18 protein-coding genes are annotated in these 23,242 nt (G+C 67.5%); 6 read left to right on the top strand and 12 right to left on the bottom strand.

Annotation, left to right across the window (positions count from 1 at the left end):
• The first annotated feature begins 93 nt into the window (after positions 1–93).
• Together E4A53_RS01440 and E4A53_RS01435 are read left to right on the top strand one after the other, a co-directional pair.
• On the top strand, positions 94–1,896 hold the full coding sequence (locus E4A53_RS01440) for a copper resistance system multicopper oxidase (RefSeq protein ID WP_136161320.1): 1,803 nt from the start codon (positions 94–96) through the stop codon (positions 1,894–1,896).
• Positions 1,893–2,906, top strand: a complete 1,014-nt coding sequence (locus E4A53_RS01435; RefSeq protein WP_136161319.1) for a copper resistance protein B — start codon at positions 1,893–1,895, stop codon at positions 2,904–2,906. The genes E4A53_RS01440 and E4A53_RS01435 overlap by 4 nt, the downstream gene beginning before the upstream one ends.
• Position 2,907: 1 nt before the next feature.
• Here the strand turns inward: E4A53_RS01435 and E4A53_RS01430 are convergent, their stop codons facing one another.
• From E4A53_RS01430 to E4A53_RS01410, 5 genes are read right to left on the bottom strand one after another with little or no spacing between them, the layout of a single operon-like run.
• The gene (locus tag E4A53_RS01430; RefSeq protein WP_136161318.1) at positions 2,908–3,108 is read right to left on the bottom strand and encodes a hypothetical protein; all 201 of its coding nucleotides are present in this window, start codon (positions 3,106–3,108) and stop codon (positions 2,908–2,910) included.
• A 16-nt stretch (positions 3,109–3,124) separates the two neighbouring features.
• The gene (gene mmsB, locus E4A53_RS01425) at positions 3,125–4,006 is read right to left on the bottom strand and encodes a 3-hydroxyisobutyrate dehydrogenase (protein ID WP_136161317.1); all 882 of its coding nucleotides are present in this window, start codon (positions 4,004–4,006) and stop codon (positions 3,125–3,127) included.
• Between the two features lie 38 nt (positions 4,007–4,044).
• Positions 4,045–4,821: an enoyl-CoA hydratase-related protein gene (locus E4A53_RS01420; RefSeq protein ID WP_136161316.1), complete on the bottom strand. Its 777-nt coding sequence runs from the start codon at positions 4,819–4,821 to the stop codon at positions 4,045–4,047.
• A 16-nt stretch (positions 4,822–4,837) separates the two neighbouring features.
• Entirely contained in the window at positions 4,838–5,881 is a 1,044-nt protein-coding gene (locus E4A53_RS01415) for an enoyl-CoA hydratase/isomerase family protein (RefSeq protein WP_136161315.1), read from the bottom strand.
• A complete protein-coding gene (locus E4A53_RS01410) occupies positions 5,878–7,017 on the bottom strand; it encodes an acyl-CoA dehydrogenase family protein (RefSeq protein ID WP_136161314.1) in 1,140 nt (379 codons plus the stop codon). Before E4A53_RS01410 ends, E4A53_RS01415 begins: the two co-directional genes overlap by 4 nt.
• A 269-nt stretch (positions 7,018–7,286) precedes the next feature.
• On the opposite strand from E4A53_RS01410, the gene E4A53_RS01405 reads away from it, so the two are divergent.
• On the top strand, positions 7,287–7,598 hold the full coding sequence (locus tag E4A53_RS01405; protein WP_136161313.1) for a putative quinol monooxygenase: 312 nt from the start codon (positions 7,287–7,289) through the stop codon (positions 7,596–7,598).
• A gap of 13 nt (positions 7,599–7,611) precedes the next feature.
• On the opposite strand, the gene E4A53_RS01400 is transcribed toward E4A53_RS01405, so the two are convergent.
• Positions 7,612–8,967: an amidohydrolase family protein gene (locus E4A53_RS01400; RefSeq protein WP_136161312.1), complete on the bottom strand. Its 1,356-nt coding sequence runs from the start codon at positions 8,965–8,967 to the stop codon at positions 7,612–7,614.
• Positions 8,964–10,487, bottom strand: coding sequence for an amidohydrolase family protein (locus tag E4A53_RS01395; protein ID WP_136161311.1), 1,524 nt, complete (start codon positions 10,485–10,487; stop codon positions 8,964–8,966). The genes E4A53_RS01400 and E4A53_RS01395 overlap by 4 nt, the downstream gene beginning before the upstream one ends.
• Before the next feature lie 285 nt (positions 10,488–10,772).
• Here E4A53_RS01395 and E4A53_RS01390 point away from each other — a divergent pair, with 285 nt between their 5' ends.
• On the top strand, positions 10,773–12,200 hold the full coding sequence (locus tag E4A53_RS01390) for an amidohydrolase family protein (protein ID WP_136161310.1): 1,428 nt from the start codon (positions 10,773–10,775) through the stop codon (positions 12,198–12,200).
• A gap of 168 nt (positions 12,201–12,368) precedes the next feature.
• Here E4A53_RS01390 and E4A53_RS01385 read toward each other — a convergent pair whose 3' ends face one another.
• The 5 genes from E4A53_RS01385 to E4A53_RS01365 form a co-directional block, all read right to left on the bottom strand.
• Positions 12,369–13,076, bottom strand: a complete 708-nt coding sequence (locus tag E4A53_RS01385; RefSeq protein WP_136161309.1) for a GntR family transcriptional regulator — start codon at positions 13,074–13,076, stop codon at positions 12,369–12,371.
• A 141-nt stretch (positions 13,077–13,217) separates the two neighbouring features.
• Positions 13,218–13,709 carry a DUF3830 family protein gene (locus tag E4A53_RS01380; RefSeq protein ID WP_168694277.1) on the bottom strand — a complete coding sequence of 164 codons (492 nt, stop codon included), beginning with the start codon at positions 13,707–13,709 and terminating at the stop codon, positions 13,218–13,220.
• Positions 13,706–14,893: a pyridoxal phosphate-dependent aminotransferase gene (locus tag E4A53_RS01375; protein WP_136161307.1), complete on the bottom strand. Its 1,188-nt coding sequence runs from the start codon at positions 14,891–14,893 to the stop codon at positions 13,706–13,708. Before E4A53_RS01375 ends, E4A53_RS01380 begins: the two co-directional genes overlap by 4 nt.
• Positions 14,894–15,122: 229 nt before the next feature.
• Entirely contained in the window at positions 15,123–16,010 is an 888-nt protein-coding gene (locus tag E4A53_RS01370) for a bile acid:sodium symporter family protein (protein ID WP_168694276.1), read from the bottom strand.
• A gap of 11 nt (positions 16,011–16,021) precedes the next feature.
• Positions 16,022–17,320, bottom strand: a complete 1,299-nt coding sequence (locus tag E4A53_RS01365) for an NAD(P)/FAD-dependent oxidoreductase (RefSeq protein ID WP_168694275.1) — start codon at positions 17,318–17,320, stop codon at positions 16,022–16,024.
• A gap of 447 nt (positions 17,321–17,767) precedes the next feature.
• Between E4A53_RS01365 and E4A53_RS01360 the strand changes: the two genes are divergently transcribed.
• Together E4A53_RS01360 and E4A53_RS01355 are read left to right on the top strand one after the other, a co-directional pair.
• Positions 17,768–20,857 carry a TonB-dependent receptor domain-containing protein gene (locus E4A53_RS01360; protein ID WP_168694274.1) on the top strand — a complete coding sequence of 1,030 codons (3,090 nt, stop codon included), beginning with the start codon at positions 17,768–17,770 and terminating at the stop codon, positions 20,855–20,857.
• Positions 20,858–20,990: 133 nt separating this feature from the next.
• Positions 20,991–23,219: a S9 family peptidase gene (locus E4A53_RS01355; RefSeq protein ID WP_206366185.1), complete on the top strand. Its 2,229-nt coding sequence runs from the start codon at positions 20,991–20,993 to the stop codon at positions 23,217–23,219.
• The last annotated feature ends 23 nt before the right edge of the window (positions 23,220–23,242 follow it).

Genomic DNA, 23,242 nt, shown 5'->3' with positions numbered 1-23,242 from the left:
ATAGGGCCTGACATCATGTCAGGGTCAAGCCGGGTGGCGACATCGCGAAAAGGGGGTTGACCCTGTCACAGTGTCAGGCGTGATTCGCCGGCCATGACGCTCCCGCACGCGGCCCCGATCAGCACCGTCCCTCTTGACCGGCGAAAGCTGCTGCGCGGGGTGGCCGCGCTCGGCGGCACCGCTGCCTTTGCGCCATGGTTTCCTGCCTGGGCGCAGCCGGTCTCGGCCGGCATCGTTCGCCCGCCGACTGTGCTGTCGGGCACCGACATCCACCTGCGCATCGCCCATCAGACGCTCAGCGTTGACGGCAAGCCCCGCCACGCGATCGGCCTCAACGGCACCGTGCCCGGGCCGCTGCTGCGCCTGCGCGAGGGGCAGGCCGTACGCCTGCATGTCGAAAATGCGCTGGACGAGGACAGCTCGATCCACTGGCACGGGCTGCTGCTGCCTGCCCATATGGACGGGGTGCCCGGCGTCAGTTTCCCCGGCATCGCGCCGCGCTCGACCTTCGTCTACGAATTCCCGGTCCGCCAGGCGGGGACCTACTGGTACCACAGCCATTCCGGCCTGCAGGAGCAGATGGGGCATTACGGCCCGATCGTCATCGATCCCGCCGGCGCCGACCCGATCCGTTCCGACCGCGAACATGTGGTGGTGCTGTCGGACCACAGCCCGCTCCATCCGCACGCGATCTTCCGGCGGCTGAAGCTGCAGGGCGGTTACTTCAACCGCCAGAAGCAGACGCTGGCCGATCAACTGCGCGGCGAGGGGCAGTCGGCGGCCGAGCGTTTCGCCTGGGGCGCGATGCGGATGGACCCGACCGACATTTCCGACGTCACCGGCGCCGCCTATACCTATCTGGTCAACGGTCACGGCCCGGCCGACAACTGGACCGCGCTGTTCACGCCGGGGGAACGGGTGCGGCTGCGGCTGGTCAACGCCTCGGCGATGACCACGTTCAACCTCCGTATCCCCGGCCTGGCGATGACGGTGGTGCAGGCCGACGGGCAGGATGTCCGCCCGGTGACCGTCGACGAACTGCAGATCGCGATCGCCGAAACCTATGACGTGATCGTCACCCCCGCGGAGGACCGCGCCTATACGCTGGTCGGCGAAAGCGTCGACCGTTCCGGCATGGCCCGCGCCACGCTTGCCCCGCGCGCCGGCGTGGTCGCGCCGGTGCCGCCGCTGCGCCCGCGCCCGACCGCGACGATGGCGGATATGGGCATGGGCGACATGGGCGGCATGGCGCATGGTGGCGATGCCTGCACCGCCGAACATGCCGCGATGGGCCATTGCACCCCGGCGGCGGACGGCGCACCCCATGGCGCGGCGATGGACCACGGCATGCGCGATTTCGCCAACGCGCCGGAGGTGAAGCGCACGCCGGTCGTCCAGTCGATATCGCCGATGCCGGCCGACCGCACCGGAGAGCCGGGGCAGGGGCTGGCCGACGCCGGCCACCGCGTGCTCGTCTATCGCGATCTTGTCGCCGCCCGGCGCAATCCGGATGTCCGCGCCCCGGCACGGGCGATGCGCATCCACCTGACCGGCAACATGGAACGCTATATGTGGGCGTTCGACGGCAAGACGCTGAATGCGGTCACCGCACCCATTCCTTTCCGGCAGGACGAACGCGTCCGCATCACCCTGGTCAACGACACCATGATGGGTCACCCGATCCACCTGCACGGCCATTTCTTCGAACTGGTGACCGGCCATGGCGATCATGCCCCGCGAAAGCACACGGTGCAGGTCCAGCCGGGCGGCATGGTGACCTTCGACGTGACGATGGACGCGCCCGGCGACTGGGCTTTCCACTGCCACATGCTCTACCACATGCATGCCGGGATGATGCAGGTCGTCACCGTTCGCCCGGCGGGGGATGCGGCATGAGCATGATGCTCGCTTTCGCCGCCTTCGCCGCGACGCAGGCCCATGGCCCGGCGCATGCCGCCCCGCCGCCACCGCCCGCCGCGCCCGGCTGCACGGCCGAGCACGCGGCGATGGGCCATTGCACCATGGCGCCCCCCGCTCCCTCCGCCTGCACGGCCGAACATGCGGCGATGGGCCACTGCACCATGCCGGCGGCGCCCGCCCCCGCACCCGATCCCCATGCCGGGCACGCGATGCCGGAACCGGCCGCCGCTGGCACCGCCCTGCCAGTGGGGTCGGCGCCGCCGCCGCCCGCGCCGCCGGCGGACTATGCCGACCGGGCCTGGGGCAGCGCGGCGATGGCCGCGTCGCGCGCCGCGCTGCGCCGCGACCATGGCGGCGGCCGCTTTTCCCAGTTGATGATCAACCTTGCCGAATATCAGGCGCAGCGCGGCCGCGACGGCTATCGCTGGGCGGCGGAGGGCTGGTTCGGCGGCGACATCAACCGCCTTGTCGTCAAGACGGAGGGGGAGGGCGGCTTCGGCGGCGGCGTCGACCATGCCGAGGGGCAGCTACTCTACAGCCGCGCGATCGATCCCTATTTCAACCTGCAGGCCGGCGCCCGGCAGGATTTCGCGCGGGGCCGGGGGCGCAGCTATGCGACAATCGGGGTCGAGGGGCTCGCCCCCTACTGGTTCGAGGTGGAAGCGGCGCTGTTCCTGTCCGACCGGGGCGACCTGTTCGCCCGGCTCGGCGGCAGCTACGACCAGCGGATCACCCAGCGCCTGATCCTTCAGCCGCGCGCCGAGCTGAACCTCTCCGCGCAGGCGGTGCCGAAAAGCGACGTCGGCGCCGGCCTGTCCGATGTCGATCTGGGCCTGCGGCTGCGGTACGAGGTGGTGCGCGAATGGGCGCCCTATGTCGGCTTGTCCTGGCACCGCAAGGCCGGCGCTACCGCCCGCCTCGCCCGCGCCGCCGGGGAGGATGTTTCTGCCACCAGCGTCGTGTTCGGCGTTCGCGCCTGGTTCTGATTCAGCCGTCTATATAGGCGCGATAGGCGATCACGTCGTTGCTGGTCTGGATATAGAGCGCGTCCTGCACCTCGGCGGGCAGGGTCGCCGCTTCGGCCAGCGCCTCGGCCAGCGTACCGTAAAGCACTGTCTCGGCGGTCCCGCCGACCGCGTCGTCGAGCAGATAGAGCCTGACCGGCACGTCGCTGGATATCGTCCGCATCGCCGCCGCTCCGTGCCTATCGGCCGTCGAGCAGCCTGATGATCGCGGAGAAATCCAATCCGCCGTGCCCGGCATTGGCGAACGCCTGGTACAGCGCCTCGGCGGTCGCGCCCATCGGCACGCTGGCGTCGACGCTCTGTGCCGCCGCCATCGCCAGTTTCAGGTCCTTCAGTTGCAGCGCGGCGGCGAAGCCGCCTTGGTAGTCGCGGTCGGCCGGGCTTTCCGGGCCAACGCCGGGTACCGGGCAATAACTGGTCATCGACCAGTTCTGGCCGCTCGCCTTGGACGAGATGTCGTAGAAAGTCTGCAGGTCCAGCCCCAGCTTCCTCGCCAGCACGAACGTCTCGCAGGTCGCGATCATCGACGCGCCGAGCAGCATGTTGTTGCAGATCTTCGCCGCCTGGCCGCTGCCGGACGGGCCGGCATGGATCACCGCCTTGCCCATCGCCGCCAGCACCGGCTCGGCGCGGGCGAAGTCGGCGGCGGACCCGCCGACCATGAAGGTCAGCGTACCCGCATTGGCAGCAGCGATGCCGCCGGATACCGGCGCGTCGACCATGCCCAGCCCGCGCTCGCTTGCCGCCGCGCCCACCGCCCGCGCGGTGTCGACGTCGATCGTCGAGCAATCGAGCAGCAGCGCGCCGGGCGCGGCCGCGCCGAAGATCTCGCCTTCGTAGACGGCGCGGACATGCTTGCCGGCGGGCAACATCGTCACGACGCAATCGGCGCCGTCGACGGCGTCGGTGGCGGACGCCGCCGGCAGGCATCCGGCTTCCGCGGCACGGGCCAGCGCCGCCTCCGCCAGGTCGAACGCGCGCACCTCATGGCCCTTCTTCGCCAGGTTCGCGGCCATACCGCCGCCCATATTGCCCAGTCCGATGAAAGCGATGCGTGCCATTGTCCTGTCCTGTACCGTCAACCCATATGATGCCGGGTCTATCGCCCGCGCCACTCGCCTTTGCGCTTCTCGACAAAGGCTGTCATCCCTTCCGCCTTGTCCTCGGTCGCCGCCAGCCCGGCGAACAGCCGCCGTTCGAACTGAATGCCCATGCCAAGCCCGGTTTCGAACGCGGCGTTGACCATTTCCTTGTTGGCGATCGCGGCGAGCGGCGGCATCGCCGCGATCGCCTCGGCTGTCTTCAGCGCCTCGGCGATCAGTTCGGCGGCGGGGACGACGCGCGACACCAGGCTGGCGCGCTCCGCCTCGGCGGCGTCCATGAACCGGCCGGTCAGGCACATCTCCATCGCCTTCGCCTTGCCGACGGCGCGGGTCAGGCGCTGCGATCCGCCCATGCCCGGCGCGACGCCAAGCTTGATCTCCGGCTGGCCGAATTTCGCGCTGTCCGCCGCGATGATGAAATCGGCCATCATCGCCAACTCGCAGCCGCCGCCCAGCGCAAAGCCGGCGACGGCGGCGATCCACGGCTTGCGCGTCGCCGTCACCCGTTCCCAGCCGGCAAACAGGTTCTCGCCATAGACGCGGGCGAAGCCCATCGGCTGCATTTCCTTGATGTCGGCGCCGGCGGCGAACGCTTTCTCGCTGCCGGTCAGCACCGCGCAGCGCTGCTCCGGGTCGGCGTCATAGGCGGCGAAGGCGGCGATCAGATCGGCCAACACCTGCGCGTTCAGCGCGTTCAGCGCCTGCGGGCGGTTCAGGGTGATCAGCGTCACCGCCCCCCGCGTCTCGACCAGTATCGTCTCGTAACTCGCCATGCCCGTCACTCCTGTCCTACAGCGGCGTCCATTCCTGGTCGGCCGGCAATGGTGCGAAAAACGAATCGACCAGCGCGTCGGTCACCCCTTCCGGGGTTGCCGGGTTCCAGCGCGGCGCATTGTCCTTGTCGATGATCAGTGCGCGCACCCCTTCCAGAAAATCGGGCCGGCGGCAGATGCGGGTGGCGATGCGGTACTCGACCGTCATCTCCTCGGCGAAGTTGTGGCGTTCGCGCGCCTCGGCGAGCAGCCGCAGCGATACCTTGCAGGTTTGCGGGCTCTTGGTCGCCAGTGTCGCCAGCTCGGTTCTGGCCCATTCGGACCCGTCCGCCTTCAGCGCCGCCAGAATATCCTCGTACCGCTCTGCGGCGAACAGCCGGTCGATTGTTTCGCGCCGGTCGGCGATGCGCGCCGGCGGTGGCGCCACCGTCGCCTCGGCTAGGATCGCGGCGGCATCGTCCGGCGCGGCAGCCAGCCGCTGCTTGACTGCCGCCAGTGCGGTGGACGGGATGTAGTGGGTGGCGAGGCCCAGCGCCATGCACTCGGCACCGTCGAGCCGCGCGCCGGTCAGCGCCAGGAACACGCCGGTTCGCCCCGGCAGCCGCGACAGGTACCAGCCGCCGCCGACGTCGGGGAACAGGCCGATGCCGCTTTCCGGCATCGCATAGCGTGTCTGCTCGGTGGCGACGCGGTAGCGCGCCGGCTGCGACAGGCCGACGCCGCCGCCCATCGTTATCCCGTCCATGAACGCGATGATCGGCTTGCCGTAAGTGAACAGCAGATGGTTCAGCCGGTATTCTGTGCGGAAGAACCGCGCCGCTTCCGCGCCGTCGCCGCTGCCGCTCTCGGCGATCATGCGAATGTCGCCGCCGGCGCAGAATCCGCGCCCCTCGGCATGGTCGATGGTCACCAGCCGCACCGCCGGGTCGTCGCGCCAGCGCAGCAGCGCGGCAATCATCGTCTCGCACATCGCCAGGTTCAGCGCGTGGATCGCCTTCGGCCGGTTCAGCCGGATGCGGCCGACGCCGCCGTCCTTCTCGATCAGCACGTCGGCGGTCATTGGCGCAGCAACTCCCGGGCGACGATCATCCGCATGATCTCGTTGGTCCCCTCCAGAATGCGGTGGACGCGCAGGTCGCGCCAGAAGCGCTCGACCGGATAATCCTGCAGATAGCCGTAGCCGCCGTGCAGTTGCAGCGCCCGGTCGACCACCGCCGATCCGGTGTCGGTCGCCAGCCGCTTGGCCATCGCCGCGAACTTGGTCTTGTCCGGCGCATTCTCTGTCACCCGCGCCGCGGCGGCGTAAAGCAGGGTGCGCGCCGCCTGCAATTCGGTCTCCATGTCGGCCAGGGTGAACTGGGTGTTCTGGAAATCGGCGATTGCCTTGCCGAACTGGCGGCGCTCGCGGGTATAGGCGATCGCGTCGTCCAGGGCGCGTTGCGCCCCGCCCAGCGAGCAGGCGCCGATGTTCAGCCGGCCGCCGTCCAGCCCGGCCATCGCGATGCGGAAGCCTTCGCCTTCGCCGCCGATCCGGTTGGCGACGGGCACGCGCACGCCGTCGAAATTGACCTGCGCGGTCGGCTGGGCGTGCCAGCCGAGCTTCCGCTCCTGCGCGCCGAAGCTGACGCCCGGCATGTCCTTCTCGATGACCAGGCAGCTTATGCCCTTCGGCCCGTCCTCGCCGGTGCGGACCATCGTCACATAGATGTCGTTGACCCCGCCGCCGGAAATGAAGGCTTTCGATCCGCTGACGACATAATGGTCGCCGTCGCGTTCGGCCCGTGTCCGCAGCGCCGCGGCATCCGAACCGGACGACGGCTCGGTCAGGCAATAGGACGCGATCCGCTCGCAACCGACCAGCGAGGGCAGATAGGCGTCCTTCACCGCCTGCGATCCGTAACGGTCGATCATCCACGACGCCATGTTATGGATCGAGATGAACGCGCTGGTTGCCGGGCAGCCATGGGCCATCGCCTCCATGATCAGCGCCGCCTCCAGTCGGCCGAGGCCGATGCCGCCGCTCGCCTCCGATACGTAGATCGCGCCGAAGCCAAGCTCCGCCGCCGCCTTCACCGTCTCGCGCGGGAAGATGTGCTTCTCGTCCCATTCCGCCGCGTGCGGGGTGATCGCGTCGGCGGTGAACTTGCGTGCCATGTCCTGGATCGCGCGCTGCTCGTCAGTCAGGTCAAATTGCATCGTCGCCCTTGTCTTTGCCCGGGCCGGTCGTCGCGGCGCGACGCGACTCCCCTTCGCCCTTGCCCCCCATTTCCGGTACCGGGCCCGCTTTGTCCATCGCCGAACCGCGCATCCGGCCCGACGGCCAGGCAACTCCGTCCCGAAAAATGCCGGTTTCCGTGGGGCGGCGGCGCGGGAAAAGCCTGATACCGCTTCCACTTGCGCGGATCGGCCTTTAGGATCGGCCGAAGCAGGCGCTGCCGCGCGCCGGCGTAAGATGGGGTGGCACGATGAGCGTTCTGGAGCATGCGTTGATTACGATAAGGCCCGGTGCGGAGGCCGCGTTCGAAGCCGCCTTCGCGCAGGCGGTGCCGCTGTTCCGCACGGTGCCGGGCTGCCAGGCGGTCCGGCTCGACCGATCGGTCGAACATCGCACCTACGTGCTGCTCGCCCGCTGGGACGAGGTCGCCGACCATATGGCCTTCCGCGCCTCGCCCGCCTTCGCGCGGTGGCGCGAACTGGTGGCGAGCCATTTCGCCGCGCCGCCCCAGGTTGAGCATCTGGTTCCCGCCGTCGCTGGCTTCGGAACGCTGGAGGATTGACGCGGGCCGGCGCTCAGTCCGGCGACACTGCCACCTTGCCGCCGGCGACGACGTAGCGGACGTCCTTGAGCGCGGACAGGTCCTGCTCCGGGTTGCCGCCGAGGACGATCAGGTCGGCGATCTTGCCGGCCTCGATCGTGCCGAGCTTGTCGCCCATGCCCAATATGTCGGCGCCGATCCGGGTGGCCGATGCCAGCACGTCCTTGTTGGACAGCCCCGCCTCGTGCAGATAGCCCAGCTCCTCGTGATAGGAGGCGGGATACAGCCGCTCGTTCTCGAACGGAATGTCGGTACCGACGCCGATGCGGACGCCCGCCTTGTATGCGTCGCGGACGTGACGCAGGTTGGCCTGGAAGTCGATCGGATAGCGGCGCGAGAAGGTGTAGTAGAAGGCGCCCGCCGGAATGCCCGCCGGCGGATAGCCGCGGGTCAGCAGGTTGCGGAACGCGGTCAGCGTCGGGACGAAACCGGTCTTGTGCTTCGCCATCAGCGTCACCGTCGCGTCCGACATGTCGAGCGTATGCTCCAGGCTGTCGACGCCGGCCGCGACCGCCCACTCGCTATATTCGCCGAAGCTGTCGATCGCGACGCGCAGCCCCTCGCGATGGGCCTCGTCGACGGCGGCGGCGATCTCCTCGCGCTCGAACGGCGCCGATACCTTCACCCAGTCGACCTGGCGGCGGACCTGGCTGCGCACGGCCTGGCGCCATTCCCACGGCCCGTTGGCGGTAACGGTGCGGCTGTTTGGCACGTCGGGCTTGAAGCGGCCGGTGGCGGTGCCGGTGATCTCGTCGCCATGGCCGCCGGTCGTGGCGATCATCGCCCCCGACCACAGGATGCGCGGGCCGACGACGATGCCGCGCTGGACCGCCTCCTTCATCCGCAGCGCGACGTCGCCGATCGTCGCCGGGTCGCGGATCGCGGTGATCCCGGCCTTGATCGCCGACGCGGCGAGCACTGTCGCCCGGATCGCGGCGGCGGCGTCGCTGTCCGGATAGCGGCCGAAATCGTCGCCCCGCTGCGACGTCACGTGCAGGTGCAGGTCGATCAGGCCGGGCATGACGTACAGGCCGCGCGCGTCGACCGTCCGGGCGACATCGGCCGGGACCGGGATCGACGCCGTCGGCCCCGCGGCGAAGATCCGGTCGCCGCGCATCACGATCACCGCGTCGGCGACCGGGGCGCCGCCCCGGCCGTCGAGCAGGGTCGCGCCGGTAATGACCAGGGCCGGCATATGCTCCCGGTCGACCGGCGGCACCAGCACGCGGCGGATGTCGTCGGACGTCTCGTAGGTCGCGGTCTGGCCCGCCGCCGGCGCCGTAATGGCGGCGGCGAGAGCCAGCGCGACGGCCGGCCCTATCCCCTTCACTTGTAACGCACTCCGTCCTTGATGACGACGGCGACGCGCTTCATCGCGTCCATCGACTTCAGCGGGTCGCCGGCGACGACGATGACGTCGGCCAGCTTGCCGGCCTCGATCGTGCCGAGCTGGTCGAGCAGGCCGAGCGCCTCGGCGCCGATCCGGGTGGAGGCGATGATGCTGTCCATCGGCGTCATGCCCATTTCCACCATATATTCCATCTCGGTGGCGTTGGGGTCGTCCTGCTGGAAGTTCAGGAAGGCGGTGGCGTCGGTGCCCATCGAGAACTTCACCTTGTGCTTGATGAAGTTGCGCATGTTCTGACGGGCGGTCTCACGCGCCTTCATCTGGTCGTTCAGCGACGGGCCGTCCTGACCGAACATGTCGCTCTGCGAGGCACGCGGCTGGTAGATCGCCAGGCCGCGATGGTCCGGATTGCGCTTGTTGTAGAGCATCCGGTCGCGGTAGGTCATCAGGGTGCGGTAATCCTCCGGCGTCGACGACATGATGTAATCGGTCTCGTTGAACCGGTTCGGATTCATCGCGTGTTCCGGTCCGGCGACGCGGACGCGCAGCAGCGTGTCGACGATCACCCCCTTCTTGGCGAAGCCTTCGATCGTCTTCTCGTCGAGCAGGAAGCTCGATTCGAACGGGTGCTCCAGCGTGTCGAAATTGAATTTCAGCAGTCGCTCGAAGCCCTTCGGCGTCGAATTCGCATGGATGTCGATCTTCTTGCCGGCGGCATGGCCCTTGTCGATGATCCGCCGGATCTGCGCGTCGGTGAAGTCGTTCTTGCCGTCGAACTCCTCGTCGCTCAGCAGCAGCTTCCAGTAGTTGAAATCCGCGCCGAGCAGTTGATCGGTGTCCTTCTCGATATCATCGAGAACGAAATAGGCGAAGTCGTTGCGCATCCAGTCGACGGCGTCGGCCGGGGTGCGGTTCTTGGTGATGTAGTGCTTGAAGAATTGCGGGCTCATCAGCAGCGCGCCGCCCAGGAAGATGCGCGGGCCCGGAATCTCGCCGGCGTCGATGCGCTTCTTGACCGGCAGGATCCGCTTCCACGGCCCGCTGGTCTGGCGCATGCTGGTCACGCCCTGCATCAGGTAGACGTACGACTTGTACGGCATCTGCGCGAAATTGCCCTCCCAGCGCGCCTTGATCTCGTCGAGCGGCAGGTCGGCGGCCGGCGCCGGGTGCAGCGGGTTGAGCTGGATGTGCTGGTTGGAGCTTATAAGGCCGGGCATCACCGTCATGCCGCTGGCGTCGATCGTGCGCGCGCCGGCGGGAACGGCGACCTCGGCGCTTGGCGCGACCTTGACGATCTTGTTGCCCTCGATCAGCACCGTATAGCCGGTCTTAGGCGGGGCGCCGGTCGCGTCGATCAGGGTGCCGCCGACGATCGCGATCGGCGCCTTCGGGGCAAAGGGCGGGGCGTCCGGCCCGAAGTTGGCGGGCGCCTGGGCGGCGGCGCCGGTAGCCAGGCCGATGCCGGCCAGCAGGGCAAGCGCCGTTGCGGTTAAGGTTGCCATTGCAGAGTCTCCCTTGGGTGATCTGTAATTGTCTCGCCGCCGGAAAGCAGGATGGGCACGTCGGAACGCAAAGGGCGGGCCGCCGCGGCGCCTGCCGGGCGGGTACGCAACGGCGTCAGCAGGCTGGCCAGAAAGAATCGCATGACCCGTCCAAAATTGGAGAGAGCGGCAACGGAATGATCGCCCGGACAGCTTCAATCGTCAAGAACATTATATATTGGATCCAATATTGACTTGTAGCACGAGGACGGATAGCCGTTCGAGGATCGACAGGAAGGGATAGCCATGACCAGCCGATTGCCCCCAGCGACGCTTGCCGAGGCGACGGGGCGGGCTTCCCGCCGCCGCTTCATCGGCGCGGCCGGCGGGGCCGCGCTGCTCGCCATGGCCGGGGTTGCGCGTGGCGCCGAGGCGCCTGCGAAGCTCAAGCCGATGGCCGGCAGCCTCGACCTGTCGCAGATCGACGTCGTCGACACCCATATGCATCCGCTGAAGCGGGCGCTGATTTCACAATCCTATGCGCGCCAGGCGGCGGAGTTCGGTGGCCTTGCCGTTCCACCCGGAGACTATCCTGGCCGCGATGCGCTGGCCGCCTACACTCAGGCCGGTGGCGAGCGGCAGGTGTGGACCGCGCCGCGCCGTATCGGCTATTTCGACTATATCGCGCGCACCTACGGCGTGCCGCCGACGATGGCCGGCTTCGATTCGGTCACGTCGAAGCATATCGGCAGCGACGCCGATTTCCGCCGCTACATCCAGTCCGTGCTCGACCGGGAACGGGTGTCGACCGTGGTTCTCCAGGCGGCGGAACCGACGCCGGCCGCGCCCGACACGCTGATCCCGGCGGGCCGGTACGTGTGGACGACGCTGGCCACCGACATGATCAAGCCGGCCTGGGCCATCGAGCGCGGGTTGACCAGCATCGCCGATGTCGCCGCCGCCATCGAGCAGGCGATGGAGCAGGCCGTCGCCAACGGCTGCCGGGGATTCAAGAGCATGCTGTCCTACCAGCGCTCGCAGGCGCTGAGCCAGGTCGACATTCGCGCCGCCGACGCGGCGTTCCAGCTTCTCCGCGCGCCCGCGGCGAACGCCGGGGGCCCGCGCGACGATCGCAGTCCGCCGCCCTTGCTCGGCGGCACCACCAGCGATGCCGCCCGTCCGCGCGACGCCACGGCGGCGGCGGCGCTGACCGCCTACGAAGATTTCCTGCTGAAGCGCATCTACATGAAGGCGGGCGCGCTCGAACGGCCGATGATCATTCACCTCGCCGTCGCGCTCCATCCGTCGCTGCGCGTCGACTACAACGATCCGCGGCCGCTCTATGCCGTGTTCGTCGATCCCGACATTCAGAAGGCGCGGACCGAGTTTGTCCTGATCCATGCCGGCTACCCCGCCCATCACATCGTCGGCGCGTTCGTCAGCCAGTTCGCCAACGTCTTCGTCGACGTGTCCTTCTTCTCCAAATATCCGGGCGCGCTGCTCGACGTCTATCGGACGCTGCTGTCCCTCGGGCCGTCGGAAAAGATCATGCACGGCAGCGACGCCAACACCGTGCCCGAAGAGATCGGCTATTGCGCGTGGAACAGCCGCGCCGTCCTCGCCAAGGTGCTCAGCGAATATCGCGACAGCTTCGGCTGGCTGCAGAGCGACATTGCCGCGATGGCGGAAAACATCCTCCACAAGAACGCCCGGCGGATATTCAACATCGTCTAGGACGGATTGGCATTCAGAAGATGACGAGCCGAAAATGGTGGTTTTCCGTGACCCGGAGCGCAGCGGACTTATAGTCCGTGAGCACCGGAAGCGCGGAGGGCCACCATTTGCAGGCCGTCAGGGCTAAATGGCGATCCGTCCTAAGCGGTGCGCCCGCCGCCGACGGCTTTATCCCGTCTTGGTGGCCCGGCCCGGCGCGATGCTCTGGCGCACGTCTTCCGCATTCCAGCGGATGTGGGTGCGCAGCGCCGCCGTCGCCGCCTTGACGTCGCGCTTCTCGACCAGGTCGAGGATGCGGGCGTGCTCGGCGTCGCTCTCGTTCTTGGTGGCAAGCGAGTTGAAGTTCTGCAGCTTCAGGTAGCGGTCGGCGCGGATCAGCAGGTTGTCCAGCACCTGCAGGGTCAGCGGCTTGCCCGCGACCTCGTACAGCTTGCGGTGGAAGTCGACGTTCAGGCCCGCCCAGTCGGCGACGAGGTCGGTCGCCATCGATCGGGTGATGATCTCGCGCAGTTGCCGGACCTGGCGGGGGGTGATGTTGCTGATCGCATGAGCGAGCAGATACGGCTCGATCATCCCGCGCAACTCGTAGATCTCCTCGATCTCCGACAGCGACAGCTTGGGGACGATCGCGCCGCGATATTTCTCGCGGATCACCAGCCCCTCGCTTTCCAGTTGGGCCAGCGCCTCGCGAACCGGAATGCGGCTGACGCCAAGTTCGGTGGCGATCACGTCCTGGCGGATGAACTGCTCCTCGCCATAGCGCCCTTCCAGGATCCGGCGTCGCAGGACACGCGCGACGTCCGCGGAAGTCGTCGAGCGCTCGAGCTTTTCGGTCGTCTGAATTCGCCCTGAGTCGCCTTCGCCCGCGTCATGCATTCAAGTTTGCTCCGTACAGGAACCGTGGTGGAAATCACAGGCTGGTTCGACGAAACTCCCGATAGTGCGCGGAATCGAAGCGTCGTTGCCCTGGGCGCGACGCTAACGAAAAACCGCCGGCTTAGCCAGTGGCTTGCATCCTCACAGCCTTTCGATGCCCAGATCGCACGCGCCGTTGCGGCGGATTTGCTGGATCGCCGCGCGCGCTTCGGCCAGGTCCTCGGGCAGGATCGTCGCCGCGACGTTCACCTGGATCCAGCCGAACGGCATCAGCAGCCGGCCGCCCTGGTCGTAGAAGATGCCGATGTCGAAGAACGCGCCCGGCGGCAGCCCCTTGGTGCTGCCCTCGGCCAGCCAGGCGATGCCGACGTCGCCGGCGGCGGGGAACGCCGTCGCGTTCTCCGGCGGCACCGGGCTGGTGTCGACGCCGGCGGGCAGGGACGGCGCCGGCAGCGGGCAGGACAGTTCCGGCCCGGTCCAGATCGCGTGCATCGCCGGAAAGGTCGCGCCGGTCCCGGCAAGGTCCCACAGGAAGGCGGCGGACCGCGGCGCCAGCGTGTCGAGCAGGCGGCAGCGCGCGTTCAGGCCGGACCGGCCTTCGGTGAACCGGATCGCCCGCTCGGCGGTGCTCACGCCTTGTCCCCCGCGTTGGGCAGGGCGTTGAAATAGGTGCTCAGCCGGTCCATCGCCTGTTCTATACGCGGCATCGGCTCGGACCCGAAGCAGATACGGATGTGCCCGCGCCCGCCGACGCCGTAGAAGGATCCGTCCTCGACCACGACATGCGCCTTCTCGAGCAGATCGAGGGCGATGCTGGTCGAATCCTTTCCGGTGCCCTCGATGTTGGCGAAGGCGTAGATCGTCGCTTCCGGGGACGCGCAGGTGACGCCGGGCATCTGGTTCATCCGCTGGACGACGAAGTCGCGCTTGCGCCGATCGTCGGCGACCATCGCGTCGCGGCTGTCCTGTTCGGCGGTGACCGCCGCCAGCGCGCCATACTGGATGAAGGTGTTGACGTGGGTCACGTCGTTCATCGCGATCTTCAGCATCGCCGGGATCATCGCCGGCTGCGCGGCGATATAGCCCAGCCGCCAGCCGTCCATTGCGTAGGCCTTGGTGAACGCGAACAGCGACAGGGTGCGCTCGGCCATGCCGGGCAGCGACGCGATGCTGATGTGGGCGCCGTCATAGAGGACGTGCTCGTACACCTCGTCGGTCAGGACGAGCAGGTCGTGCTGGATGGCGAGTTCCGCCACCGCTTCCAGCTCGGCGCGGGTGTAGACCCGTCCGGTCGGGTTGGACGGATTGACCAGCACGATCATCCGGGTCCGCGCGGTGATCTTGTGCTCGATCCAGTCGGCGCGGATGGCGAAGCCGTGGGCGCGGTCGAGCGGCGCGATCACCGGCACGCCCCCGGCCAGCTCGATCTTGTTGATGTGCTGCGGGTAATAGGGGTCGAGCAGGATCACCTCGTCGCCCTCGTCGAGCGCCGCCATGAACGCCAGATAGGCGGCATGGGTCAGGCCGTTGGTGACCAATATGCCTTCCGGCCCGACATGGATGGCGTTGTCCGCCGCCAGCTTGGCGGCCAGCGCCGCGCGAAGCGCCGGCTCGCCGCGCAGGTCGCTGTAGTGGACCTTGCCCGCCTGCAGCGCGGCGATCGCGCCGTCCTTGATATGCTGCGGCGTGTCGTGGTGCGGCTTGCCGAATTCCAGGTGGATCAGGTCATGGCCGGCCGCTTCGATCGCGAGGGCCTTCTCGAACATGCCGAACGACTTCTTCGACGTGTTGGTGATGCGGTTGGCAGGCCATTTCATCTCTGTGTTCCTCCGGGTCGGCGGGCGGGCGGTTGGGATGGCGCCGGCAAGGCGGGCCATCGCCCAGGCAGGTCTTTCGTCCCCTCGGGCCGAAAAACCTGAACGCCCGATCCCATATGGCTTGGCATATATTTGTCAAATCATATGATGATCGTTATATATTGCGTCCGGCCGGACCATCGCGCCCGTGCTTCTCCGGGCGGGACGGGCTGCCATGACCGCGGCCGGATCACGCGGCGAGGGCGGCGGCGCGCGCGGCCCGGCGCTTCATGTAGGCGACGAAGCCGACGCAGAAGAACATGCCGACGAAGGTGTTGACGATCATCGGCAGGGACATGTCCGACCGGCCGAGGATGGCGACCGCGACGTAGATGGCCGTCGTCTCCTGGCGGATCAGATGCTCGATCACCACCGCGATCCGTTCCTCGCGCCGCAGCCGGCCCAATGTCGAGACGGTGAGCGCGATCAGGAAATTGATGAGGTTCATCGCGATGACCATGGTCAGGACCAGGCCGAGCGCCTCGCGCAGCGTGTCGAGATTGTCGACTATGATGAGGCCGAAGATCACCACCAGCATCGTCGTGCCGGCCAGCTTCACCGCCGGCACGATGCGGGTGGCGAAATTGGTGCGCCACGCGTTGACCGCCATCCCGCAGGCGATCGGGATCACCGTCACCCGGACGATGTGCCAGAAGGAGGACAGCAACGGCACGTCGACCGCCCGGCTCTCGCCATAGACCAGGATCAGCGCGAAATGGCAGATGAACGGCAGGGTGAAGATGTAGACGACGCTGGTGAACAGGCTCATCGACACCGAAAGCGCCAGGTCGCCCTTCGACAGGTCGGTCAGCAGGTTGGACAGCAGGCCGCCGGGGCATGTCGCCAGCAGGATGAAGCCCATGGTCAATGCCGGGGTGGGCATGAAGCCAATGGCGATCGCGGCGCCGACCGCCGGCACCAGCAGCAGCATGCTGCCGGCGCCGAGCACGAACGCCTTGCGGTTCATGATGATCTTGGCGAAATCCGCGACGCGCAGCGACAGCCCCATCGCGAACATCACCATCCACAGCGACAGCGGCAGGAGGTAGCCTTCGACGATCGCCATCACGGTCTGCATCGGCATTCTCCCTAGGCGTGGCTTTGGTCGCCCCCCAGCGCGCGGCGCAGCCGCTGGGCCGCCAGACTGGTCTTCATGATCAGCTTAGGGGCGTTCCGCGCGATGAAATAGCCGCGGATCGGCTTGGGCGGCTCGATCGGCAGCGCACAGGCTTCCCGCCTGTCGGATGCCAGCCAGCGGCCGAACTCGCGGCCAATGACGCCACTCAGCGCGATGCCGCGCCCGTTGCACGCCTGCAGCGCGAACAGGTCGTCCTCCAGCCGGACGGCGCGCGGCAGCAGGCTGCTGTTCAGCCAGGCGGTGCCCGACCAGGCGAACTCCAGCGGCACCGGTTCGTAGGCTGGCAGCGACGCCGCCAGCCGGTCGTTGATGACGCGGTGCAGATACTCCGGCGACAGCAGGTCGCGGCTCATCGGGTGAGCGGTGATCAGCCGGCCGTCGACGTCGAAGCGGATTGAAAAGACGTTGGCCTCGGTATCGGTCAGCGCATGCCCCTGCGGCAGGATCGCGGCGCGCTGGGCGGCCGACAACGGCTGCGTCGCGACCTGGCATACCTCCAGCGGCAATATCGTGCTGCGCAGCTCGCGGTTCAGCAGGCGGTTGCCGCCATTGGCGCACAGCACCACGGTGCGCGCCTCGATCGATCCGCCGGCGGTGGTGACGCGCCAGCGCCCGTTATGCCGCTCGATCGTCCGAACCGGGCTGCCGGTGTGGATCGCCGCGCCCAGCCGTTCGGCCTCGCGGGCGATGAACTGGCCGTAGGCGACGGGGTTGAGCGCGCCGCCGGTCGGGTCGAGCAAGGCGGAGCTGTAGCGCCGGGTTCCGGTCAGCGCCGCGACCGCTTCCGCGTCGAGCAGGGCAAGGTCGGTGCGGAACGGGCGCCATTGCTCGATGGCCGCCGCCGCCTGCGCGCGGCCGGCGGCGCCGGATGACGGGGCGAGGAAGCCGTTGGCCATCGCGTCGCATCCGCCGTTTCGGTCGCTGATCAGCGCGAAGCAATAGCGCCCGGCATCCGCCAGCATCCGCAGGAACCGCTCCGCCGGCGCCTGGCCCAGCTTGCGGGCGACCTGGTTCGGCAGGTTGCGGACAAGCTGCGGCGCGACGATGCCCGCGCTGGCGGACGACGCGCCGGCGCACAGGGTGTCGGCTTCGAGCAGTACCGGCGCCCGGCCGCTCTCGGCGAGGTGAAGGGCAAGCGCCAGCCCGTCCAGGCCGCCGCCGACGATGGCGATGTCCGCGGATACATGCCCTTCCAGAGCTTCGCGATCGGTCGAGGGGCACCGGGCCTGCCAGAGCGAAACTTGCGACACTGAAATCAGCGATTGCCCCACGGACCACCCGGCTGTACGATTAAATCTGAATACCGGATCCAATATTCGATCTGCCTCCTTTGTCAAGTCATATGGCGGAATTGCCGGCCGGCGGCTGTCACGATGCCGACCTATAGGCCAACCAACATTTTATAAAATAAGAAATTATTCCCGCGCGCCGCCGCTTGGCTGGCCTGCGTGGCGGGCATTTCCATCCGTATCGGCATATGCTTGACAGAATAAATAGGATCCGATATTCAATATTCATCCGTCATGGCATGGCGCGGGATCACATCGCGCAAATGCTGCCGCCGGATCAGGTTTTCGAACGGGCCCGCACGGCTTCGGCCGTATGCGGGTGCGGACTTAAGGCTGGGACAAGATGGTCGACTCCGGCGGCGCAGCCGCCTCGGTACGACCGCGCACTTCCTGAGGAGGGGGATCGAAATGAAGAATGTCAGAATCCATTCGGCCTTCATTCTGTCGACCACGGCACTCGGCTGCCTGATGGCTCCGGCTGCGTTCGCGCAGGGTACGGCGCCCTCCGGGGCCGCGGCTGCCAGCGAAGGCGGCGACATCATCGTCACCGGCTCGCGCATTCGCCAGGCCAATCTCGAAAGCATCAGCCCGGTCACCCAGGTCGACATCGGCGCGATCCAGGCGCGCGGTGTCGAGCGCGTCGAGGACGTGGTCAACCGCCTGCCGCAGGTGCAGGCGGCAAAGGGCGGCAACTTTACCAATCGCGGCCGCGTCGGCACTGCCCAGATTGATCTGCGCGGCCTTGGCGCCGACCGCACGCTGGTGCTGATAAACGGCCGCCGCCTGCCTTACGGTTCGGTCAAGGACGTGCCGGCCGACGTCAATCTCGTCCCCAATCCGCTGATCAAGAACATCGAGGTGCTGACCGGCGGCGCCTCGGCGGTCTACGGGTCCGACGCGCTCGCCGGCGTCGTCAACTTCAACCTGATCGACGATTTCGAGGGGCTGCGCGTCAACGCCACGATCAGCGGCTTCCAGCACAACAACCGCAACAAGATGATGCGCTCGATCCTCGACCGGTTCGAGACCGCCAACCCCGGCGAGTTCCCGACGCCGACCGGCAGCACGATGGACGGGCTGAGCCAGACCTACTCGCTGGTCGCCGGCGCCAATTTCGACGACGGCCGGGGCAACGTCACCCTGTACGGCAGCTATCGCAAGATCAACGGCGTCTACGCGCAACGGCGCGACTATGCCTCGTGCCGTATCGGCGCCGCGTCGGGCGGCCAGGAATATACCTGCAACCCCTCGCCGGTCGACACGCCGGCCAGCTTCGTCAACACGGGCGCGCCGAATCTGCTGTCGCAGTTCCGCGTGCTCAACAACGAATTCGTGCCGCGCAATTCGCTGGTCGACACCTATAACGACGTCAACGGCGGCCGGCTGCAGCGGCCCGACGAGCGCTACATGTTCGGCGGCCTCGCCCATTTCGAGGTCAACGAACATTTCACCCCGTATATCGAATTCGGCTTTACCCGCGATCATTCCGGCGGGCTGGAGGCGCCGGGTGCGGCGCAACGCAACGCGATCAGCCTGACTGACGGCGGCTTCAATTGCGACAACCCGTTCTTCAGCGCGCAGGAGGCGGATTTCCTGTGCACCAGCCGCGGGCTGAGCACCGCCAGCAACTACGATCCGGTGACCGGCGCCTATCTCGGGCCGGCGTCGATCGCGACCGGAGTCTTCCTCAACAAGCGCACGCCGGAGAATAATTTCCGCGACGAGCAGGTCACGCTCACTTCGTTCCGCATGGTCGGCGGCTTGCGCGGCAAGCTGTTTGGCCCGTTCGAATATGATTTCTCGGCCAGCTATGCGAACGTCCATCAGTCGCGCGTGCTGCTCGGCATGCCGTCGCAACAGCGCATCTCGACCGCGCTGTTCGCCGTCGTTGACCGCCGGGTCGATGCGCTCGGCGCGCCGCTCGCGGCGACGTTCGGGCAGCCGGTCTGCGCGATCAATGCCGACTCGCTGTCGCAGAACGACGATCCCGCCTGCCAGCCGCTCGATTATTTCTCCGACGCCGGCCCGTCGGCGGCGGCGGCGAAGTATGTCAACGCGATCATGACCGCGACCGGCGACGCCGGCCAGCTCGACCTGGTGTTCGCGGTCAACGGTGATCTCGGCGAATACGGTATCAAGTCGCCGCTTGCCAACAACGCGATGGCGATCGCCTTCGGCGGCGAATATCGCAAGAACACGCTGAACTCCAATCCGGACAAGGAATATATCGACGGCAAGGAGGATTTCCCGATTTCCGGCAAGGCGATCGTCAAGGAATTCTTCGGCGAAGTGACGCTGCCGCTGGTCGAGGACGCGCCGCTGTTCAAGCTGCTGTCGGTGGAAGGCGCCTACCGCTATTCGAAGTACAAGGGCGGGATCAGCACCGACACCTACAAGCTGGGCGTCAACTGGTCGCCGGTGCGCGACCTGCGCTTCCGCGCCAGCTATCAGCGAGCCGTCCGCGCCCCGAACCTGATCGAACTCTACGCGCCGCAGATCCGGCCGCAAAACAGCATCCAGCTGCCGATCAACGCCAATGGCACCTACGATCCGTGCTCCGGCCCGACGCCGTTCGCCACGTTCGAACAGTGCGCCCGCACCGGGGTGACCGCCGCGCAATACGGCAATATCGCCGACTATAACTTCTTCGGCGCGCTGAACGGCGGCAACCCCGATCTGCAGCCGGAAACCGGCAAGACCAAGTCGCTCGGCGCCGTGTTCGAACCGTCGTTCATCCCCGGCTTCACCGCGTCGCTCGACTATTTCGACATCAAGGTGACCAACCTGATCGGCCGCGTCGCGCCGGTCCTGGCGCTTGCCCAGTGCCTCAACACCGGCGATCCGTATTTCTGCAGCCTGATCCACCGTGGCCAGGGCGGCACGCTCCACGCCACTGACGACTCCTATTTCAAGACGGTCAACGTCAATACCGGGTCGCTGCGGACGGCGGGCGTCGACGTCGCCCTCAATTATCGGCTTGAGACCGAAAGGGTGTTCGGCAACGACCTCGGCCGGCTGTCGTTCAGCCTGAACGGCACCTATGTCGACAAGTTCACGACCAAGCCGCTGCCGTCGTCGAGCGCTGCCGAAACCTACAATTGCGCCGGCTACTATGCCTTCCTGTGCGGATCGCCGCATCCCAAGTGGCGCCACGTCTTCGCCACTACCTGGGACACGCCGTGGGATCTGGGCTTCACCCTGACCTGGCGCTACATCGACACGGTCAAGATCGCGCGCAGCAGCGGGCAGGCCGCGCTGCAGGGCAGCTTCGCCCAGGTCGACTACAAGCTGCCGGCGCAGAGCTACTTCGATCTGTCCGCCGCCTGGTACGCGACGGAGAAGATGACGCTGCGCGCCGGCATCAACAACCTGCTTGACCGTTCTCCGCCGCTCACTTCGCAGGCAACCAGCGAATTCGGCGGTAACCTCAACACCTTCCCCGCATACTACGACGCGCTGGGTCGCTTCCTGTTCGTCAGCGCCCAGATCGACTTCTGATGGTCGGCAGGCCGGCTTTCTCGCGCGGGGACGCCGGCCCGCCATTGTTCCGGGCAGGGGAATGCGCCATCGTACCGGCGCCGCCCCGGCCCGCCGCCACCGGCCGGCGGTGTCGTATGGAGGGGAGCGGGTGATGAAGATGTTGCGCGGATGGCGTCTGCCGGTGGTGACGGCGTGCGCCGCCGGTCTTGTCCCGCTGATGTCGGCGCCGGGCGCGGCATTTGCCCAGGTGCCGGCCGCCGCCGCCCCGGCGGCGTCCGATCCGCTGCCGATCGACATGCTCTACGCGCTGCCGAGCATCGCCGGCACGTCGCCCGAAGCCTATGTCTGGTCGCCCGACGGCAAGGAGGTCGCCTTCGTCTGGAACGACAAGGGGCTGCGCTTCCGCGACCTTTGGGTCTATTCCACCGTCACCGGGGAAAAGCGCCGATTGACCGACGAGGCGGCGAAGCTGCCTGCCGACAACTGGCGTCAGGGCATCGCCCAGGTCGAATGGCTGCCGGGCGGGCGTCTCGCCTATGTCCTTGGCGGGCGGCTCTACACCGTTGGCGCCGACGGTGCGTCGACCCCGATCGCCGATGCGCACCGCCACGTGCACGATCTCCGCCGCTCGCCTGACGGCCGCTACCTGGCCTTCGTCGACGGCGGCCCGACCGATCCCAGCGGCCACATGTACAACCCCGGCGGCGGGCTGTGGGTGATCGACCTGGCGGCGCGCGGGCCCGTGGTCGCGCGGCAGGTCGCGGCCGGCGGCGACCGCATCAACGTCGATCGATATCGGTGGGCGGCGGACGGCCGCTCGATCGCTTTCGTCGAGATGGATAGCAGCGCCGTCCGGCTCTACGACCTCCATTACCAGTTGGACGACGAGGAGCGGATGGAGCGGATGACCCGCCCGTTCCCCGGCGATCCGACGCCCAAATACCGGCTCGGTGTCGTTACCGTGGCGGACGGTGCGACACGGTGGATGGACCGCGCCAACCCGTTCGACCCGATCTGGAATTTCGGCCTGTCGTCGAATGGCCGCGCACTATTCGCCAACACCAGCGATTTCCTGCTCAAGCATCACGCCGTGCTGGTCTACGACGTCGCCAGTGGAAAGGGGCAGTCCTTCTACAGCCACCACGACCCCGATCGCAGCGACCAGAACTGGCAGGTCGAATGGGCGCCGGGCGACAAGGGGCTGGTCATCCTGACCGACGTCGACGGCTATTCTCAGCTTTATCTGCAGGGCCGGGCCGGGGAGAAGCCGCGCCGGCTGACGACGGGCAAATGGGATATCGCGTCCTTCACCGTCGATGCCGCGCATGGCAGGCTCTACTTTATCGCCAACGAATCCCACGTCGCCGACCGGCAATTCTACCGCGTCCCGGTGGGCGGCGGAAAGGTCGAGCGGCTGAGCAGCGGCGCCGGTACGCACCAGCCGGTCTACGCGCCCGACTTCAGCCGTGCCGCCGATCGCTTCTCCAACGACAACGCGCCGCCCGAACTCTATCTGGCGGATCTGCGGCGGGTGGCAGAGCCGACGCGGGTGACCCGTTCGCCGCTGCCCGCCTTCGACCAGCAGCAATGGGCGACGGTGCGCTACATCACCTTTCCCAGCCATGTCGACGGCGCGCCGCTGGTCGCCCGGCTGACCCTGCCGCGCAACTATGATCCGGCGAAGCGCTATCCGCTGATCGTTGGCTCGGTCTATCGCGACGCGGTCCGCAACCAGTGGGGCGGGCGCACCGCGCACCCGACCTGGGGCCTCGACCAGACTCTCGCGGCGCGCGGCTACATGCTGCTGAACGTCAATATCCGCGGCAGCTGGGGGCAGGGGCGGGCGCATTCCCAGGGCCTGGACGCCTACGGCTCGCTCGACGTCGAGGATCTGGAAAGCGGCGTCCGCCATCTGGTCGCGCAGGGCATGGCCGACCCGAAACGGGTCGGCATCTGGGGGTCCAGCTATGGCGGCCTGATGACGCTGATGTCGCTCTACCGAAAGCCGGACCTGTACGCCGTCGGCATCGCCGGCGCCCCCGCCACAAACGTGTGGCACGCCGAGCCGGAACAGATGCGGGTGATGGGGGAACCGACCGGCGCCGACTTCCCCGGCCGCTACGAGCAGCAGTCGCCGCTCTACCATACCAAGGGGCTGAAGGCGCCGCTGATGATCATCCACGGCACCAAGGACCGCATCGTCCTCTATGCCGACACCCAGGCGATGATGCAGCGGCTGATCAAGGACGGAAAGACGTTCGAGCTGGTCGCGCTGCCGGGCAGCGATCATAGCTGGGACACGCAGAGCCAGGATTACACCCTGTTTTCGTTCAACAAGATGGTCGAGTTCTTCGACCGCTACCTGACGCCGGGGCAGTGATGCGCGACGCCTCGGATCAGCGG

Source organism: Sphingomonas flavalba (assembly GCF_004796535.1).
GTDB lineage: Bacteria > Pseudomonadota > Alphaproteobacteria > Sphingomonadales > Sphingomonadaceae > Sphingomonas_L > Sphingomonas_L flavalba.
The sequence above is the reverse complement of the archived record's forward strand: the minus strand, read 5'-3'. Positions and strand labels throughout refer to the sequence as shown.

What these genes read in the sequence shown, in the direction of transcription:
- E4A53_RS01440 (WP_136161320.1), top strand. Translation starts at nt 94, where the DNA reads ATGACGCTCCCGCACGCGGCCCCGATCAGCACCGTCCCTCTTGACCGG.
- E4A53_RS01435 (WP_136161319.1), top strand. Translation starts at nt 1,893, where the DNA reads ATGAGCATGATGCTCGCTTTCGCCGCCTTCGCCGCGACGCAGGCCCAT.
- E4A53_RS01430 (WP_136161318.1), bottom strand. Translation starts at nt 3,108, where the DNA reads ATGCGGACGATATCCAGCGACGTGCCGGTCAGGCTCTATCTGCTCGAC.
- mmsB (WP_136161317.1), bottom strand. Translation starts at nt 4,006, where the DNA reads ATGGCACGCATCGCTTTCATCGGACTGGGCAATATGGGCGGCGGTATG.
- E4A53_RS01420 (WP_136161316.1), bottom strand. Translation starts at nt 4,821, where the DNA reads ATGGCGAGTTACGAGACGATACTGGTCGAGACGCGGGGGGCGGTGACG.
- E4A53_RS01415 (WP_136161315.1), bottom strand. Translation starts at nt 5,881, where the DNA reads ATGACCGCCGACGTGCTGATCGAGAAGGACGGCGGCGTCGGCCGCATC.
- E4A53_RS01410 (WP_136161314.1), bottom strand. Translation starts at nt 7,017, where the DNA reads ATGCAATTTGACCTGACTGACGAGCAGCGCGCGATCCAGGACATGGCA.
- E4A53_RS01405 (WP_136161313.1), top strand. Translation starts at nt 7,287, where the DNA reads ATGAGCGTTCTGGAGCATGCGTTGATTACGATAAGGCCCGGTGCGGAG.
- E4A53_RS01395 (WP_136161311.1), bottom strand. Translation starts at nt 10,487, where the DNA reads ATGGCAACCTTAACCGCAACGGCGCTTGCCCTGCTGGCCGGCATCGGC.
- E4A53_RS01390 (WP_136161310.1), top strand. Translation starts at nt 10,773, where the DNA reads ATGACCAGCCGATTGCCCCCAGCGACGCTTGCCGAGGCGACGGGGCGG.
- E4A53_RS01385 (WP_136161309.1), bottom strand. Translation starts at nt 13,076, where the DNA reads ATGCATGACGCGGGCGAAGGCGACTCAGGGCGAATTCAGACGACCGAA.
- E4A53_RS01375 (WP_136161307.1), bottom strand. Translation starts at nt 14,893, where the DNA reads ATGAAATGGCCTGCCAACCGCATCACCAACACGTCGAAGAAGTCGTTC.
- E4A53_RS01370 (WP_168694276.1), bottom strand. Translation starts at nt 16,010, where the DNA reads ATGCAGACCGTGATGGCGATCGTCGAAGGCTACCTCCTGCCGCTGTCG.
- E4A53_RS01360 (WP_168694274.1), top strand. Translation starts at nt 17,768, where the DNA reads ATGAAGAATGTCAGAATCCATTCGGCCTTCATTCTGTCGACCACGGCA.
- E4A53_RS01355 (WP_206366185.1), top strand. Translation starts at nt 20,991, where the DNA reads ATGAAGATGTTGCGCGGATGGCGTCTGCCGGTGGTGACGGCGTGCGCC.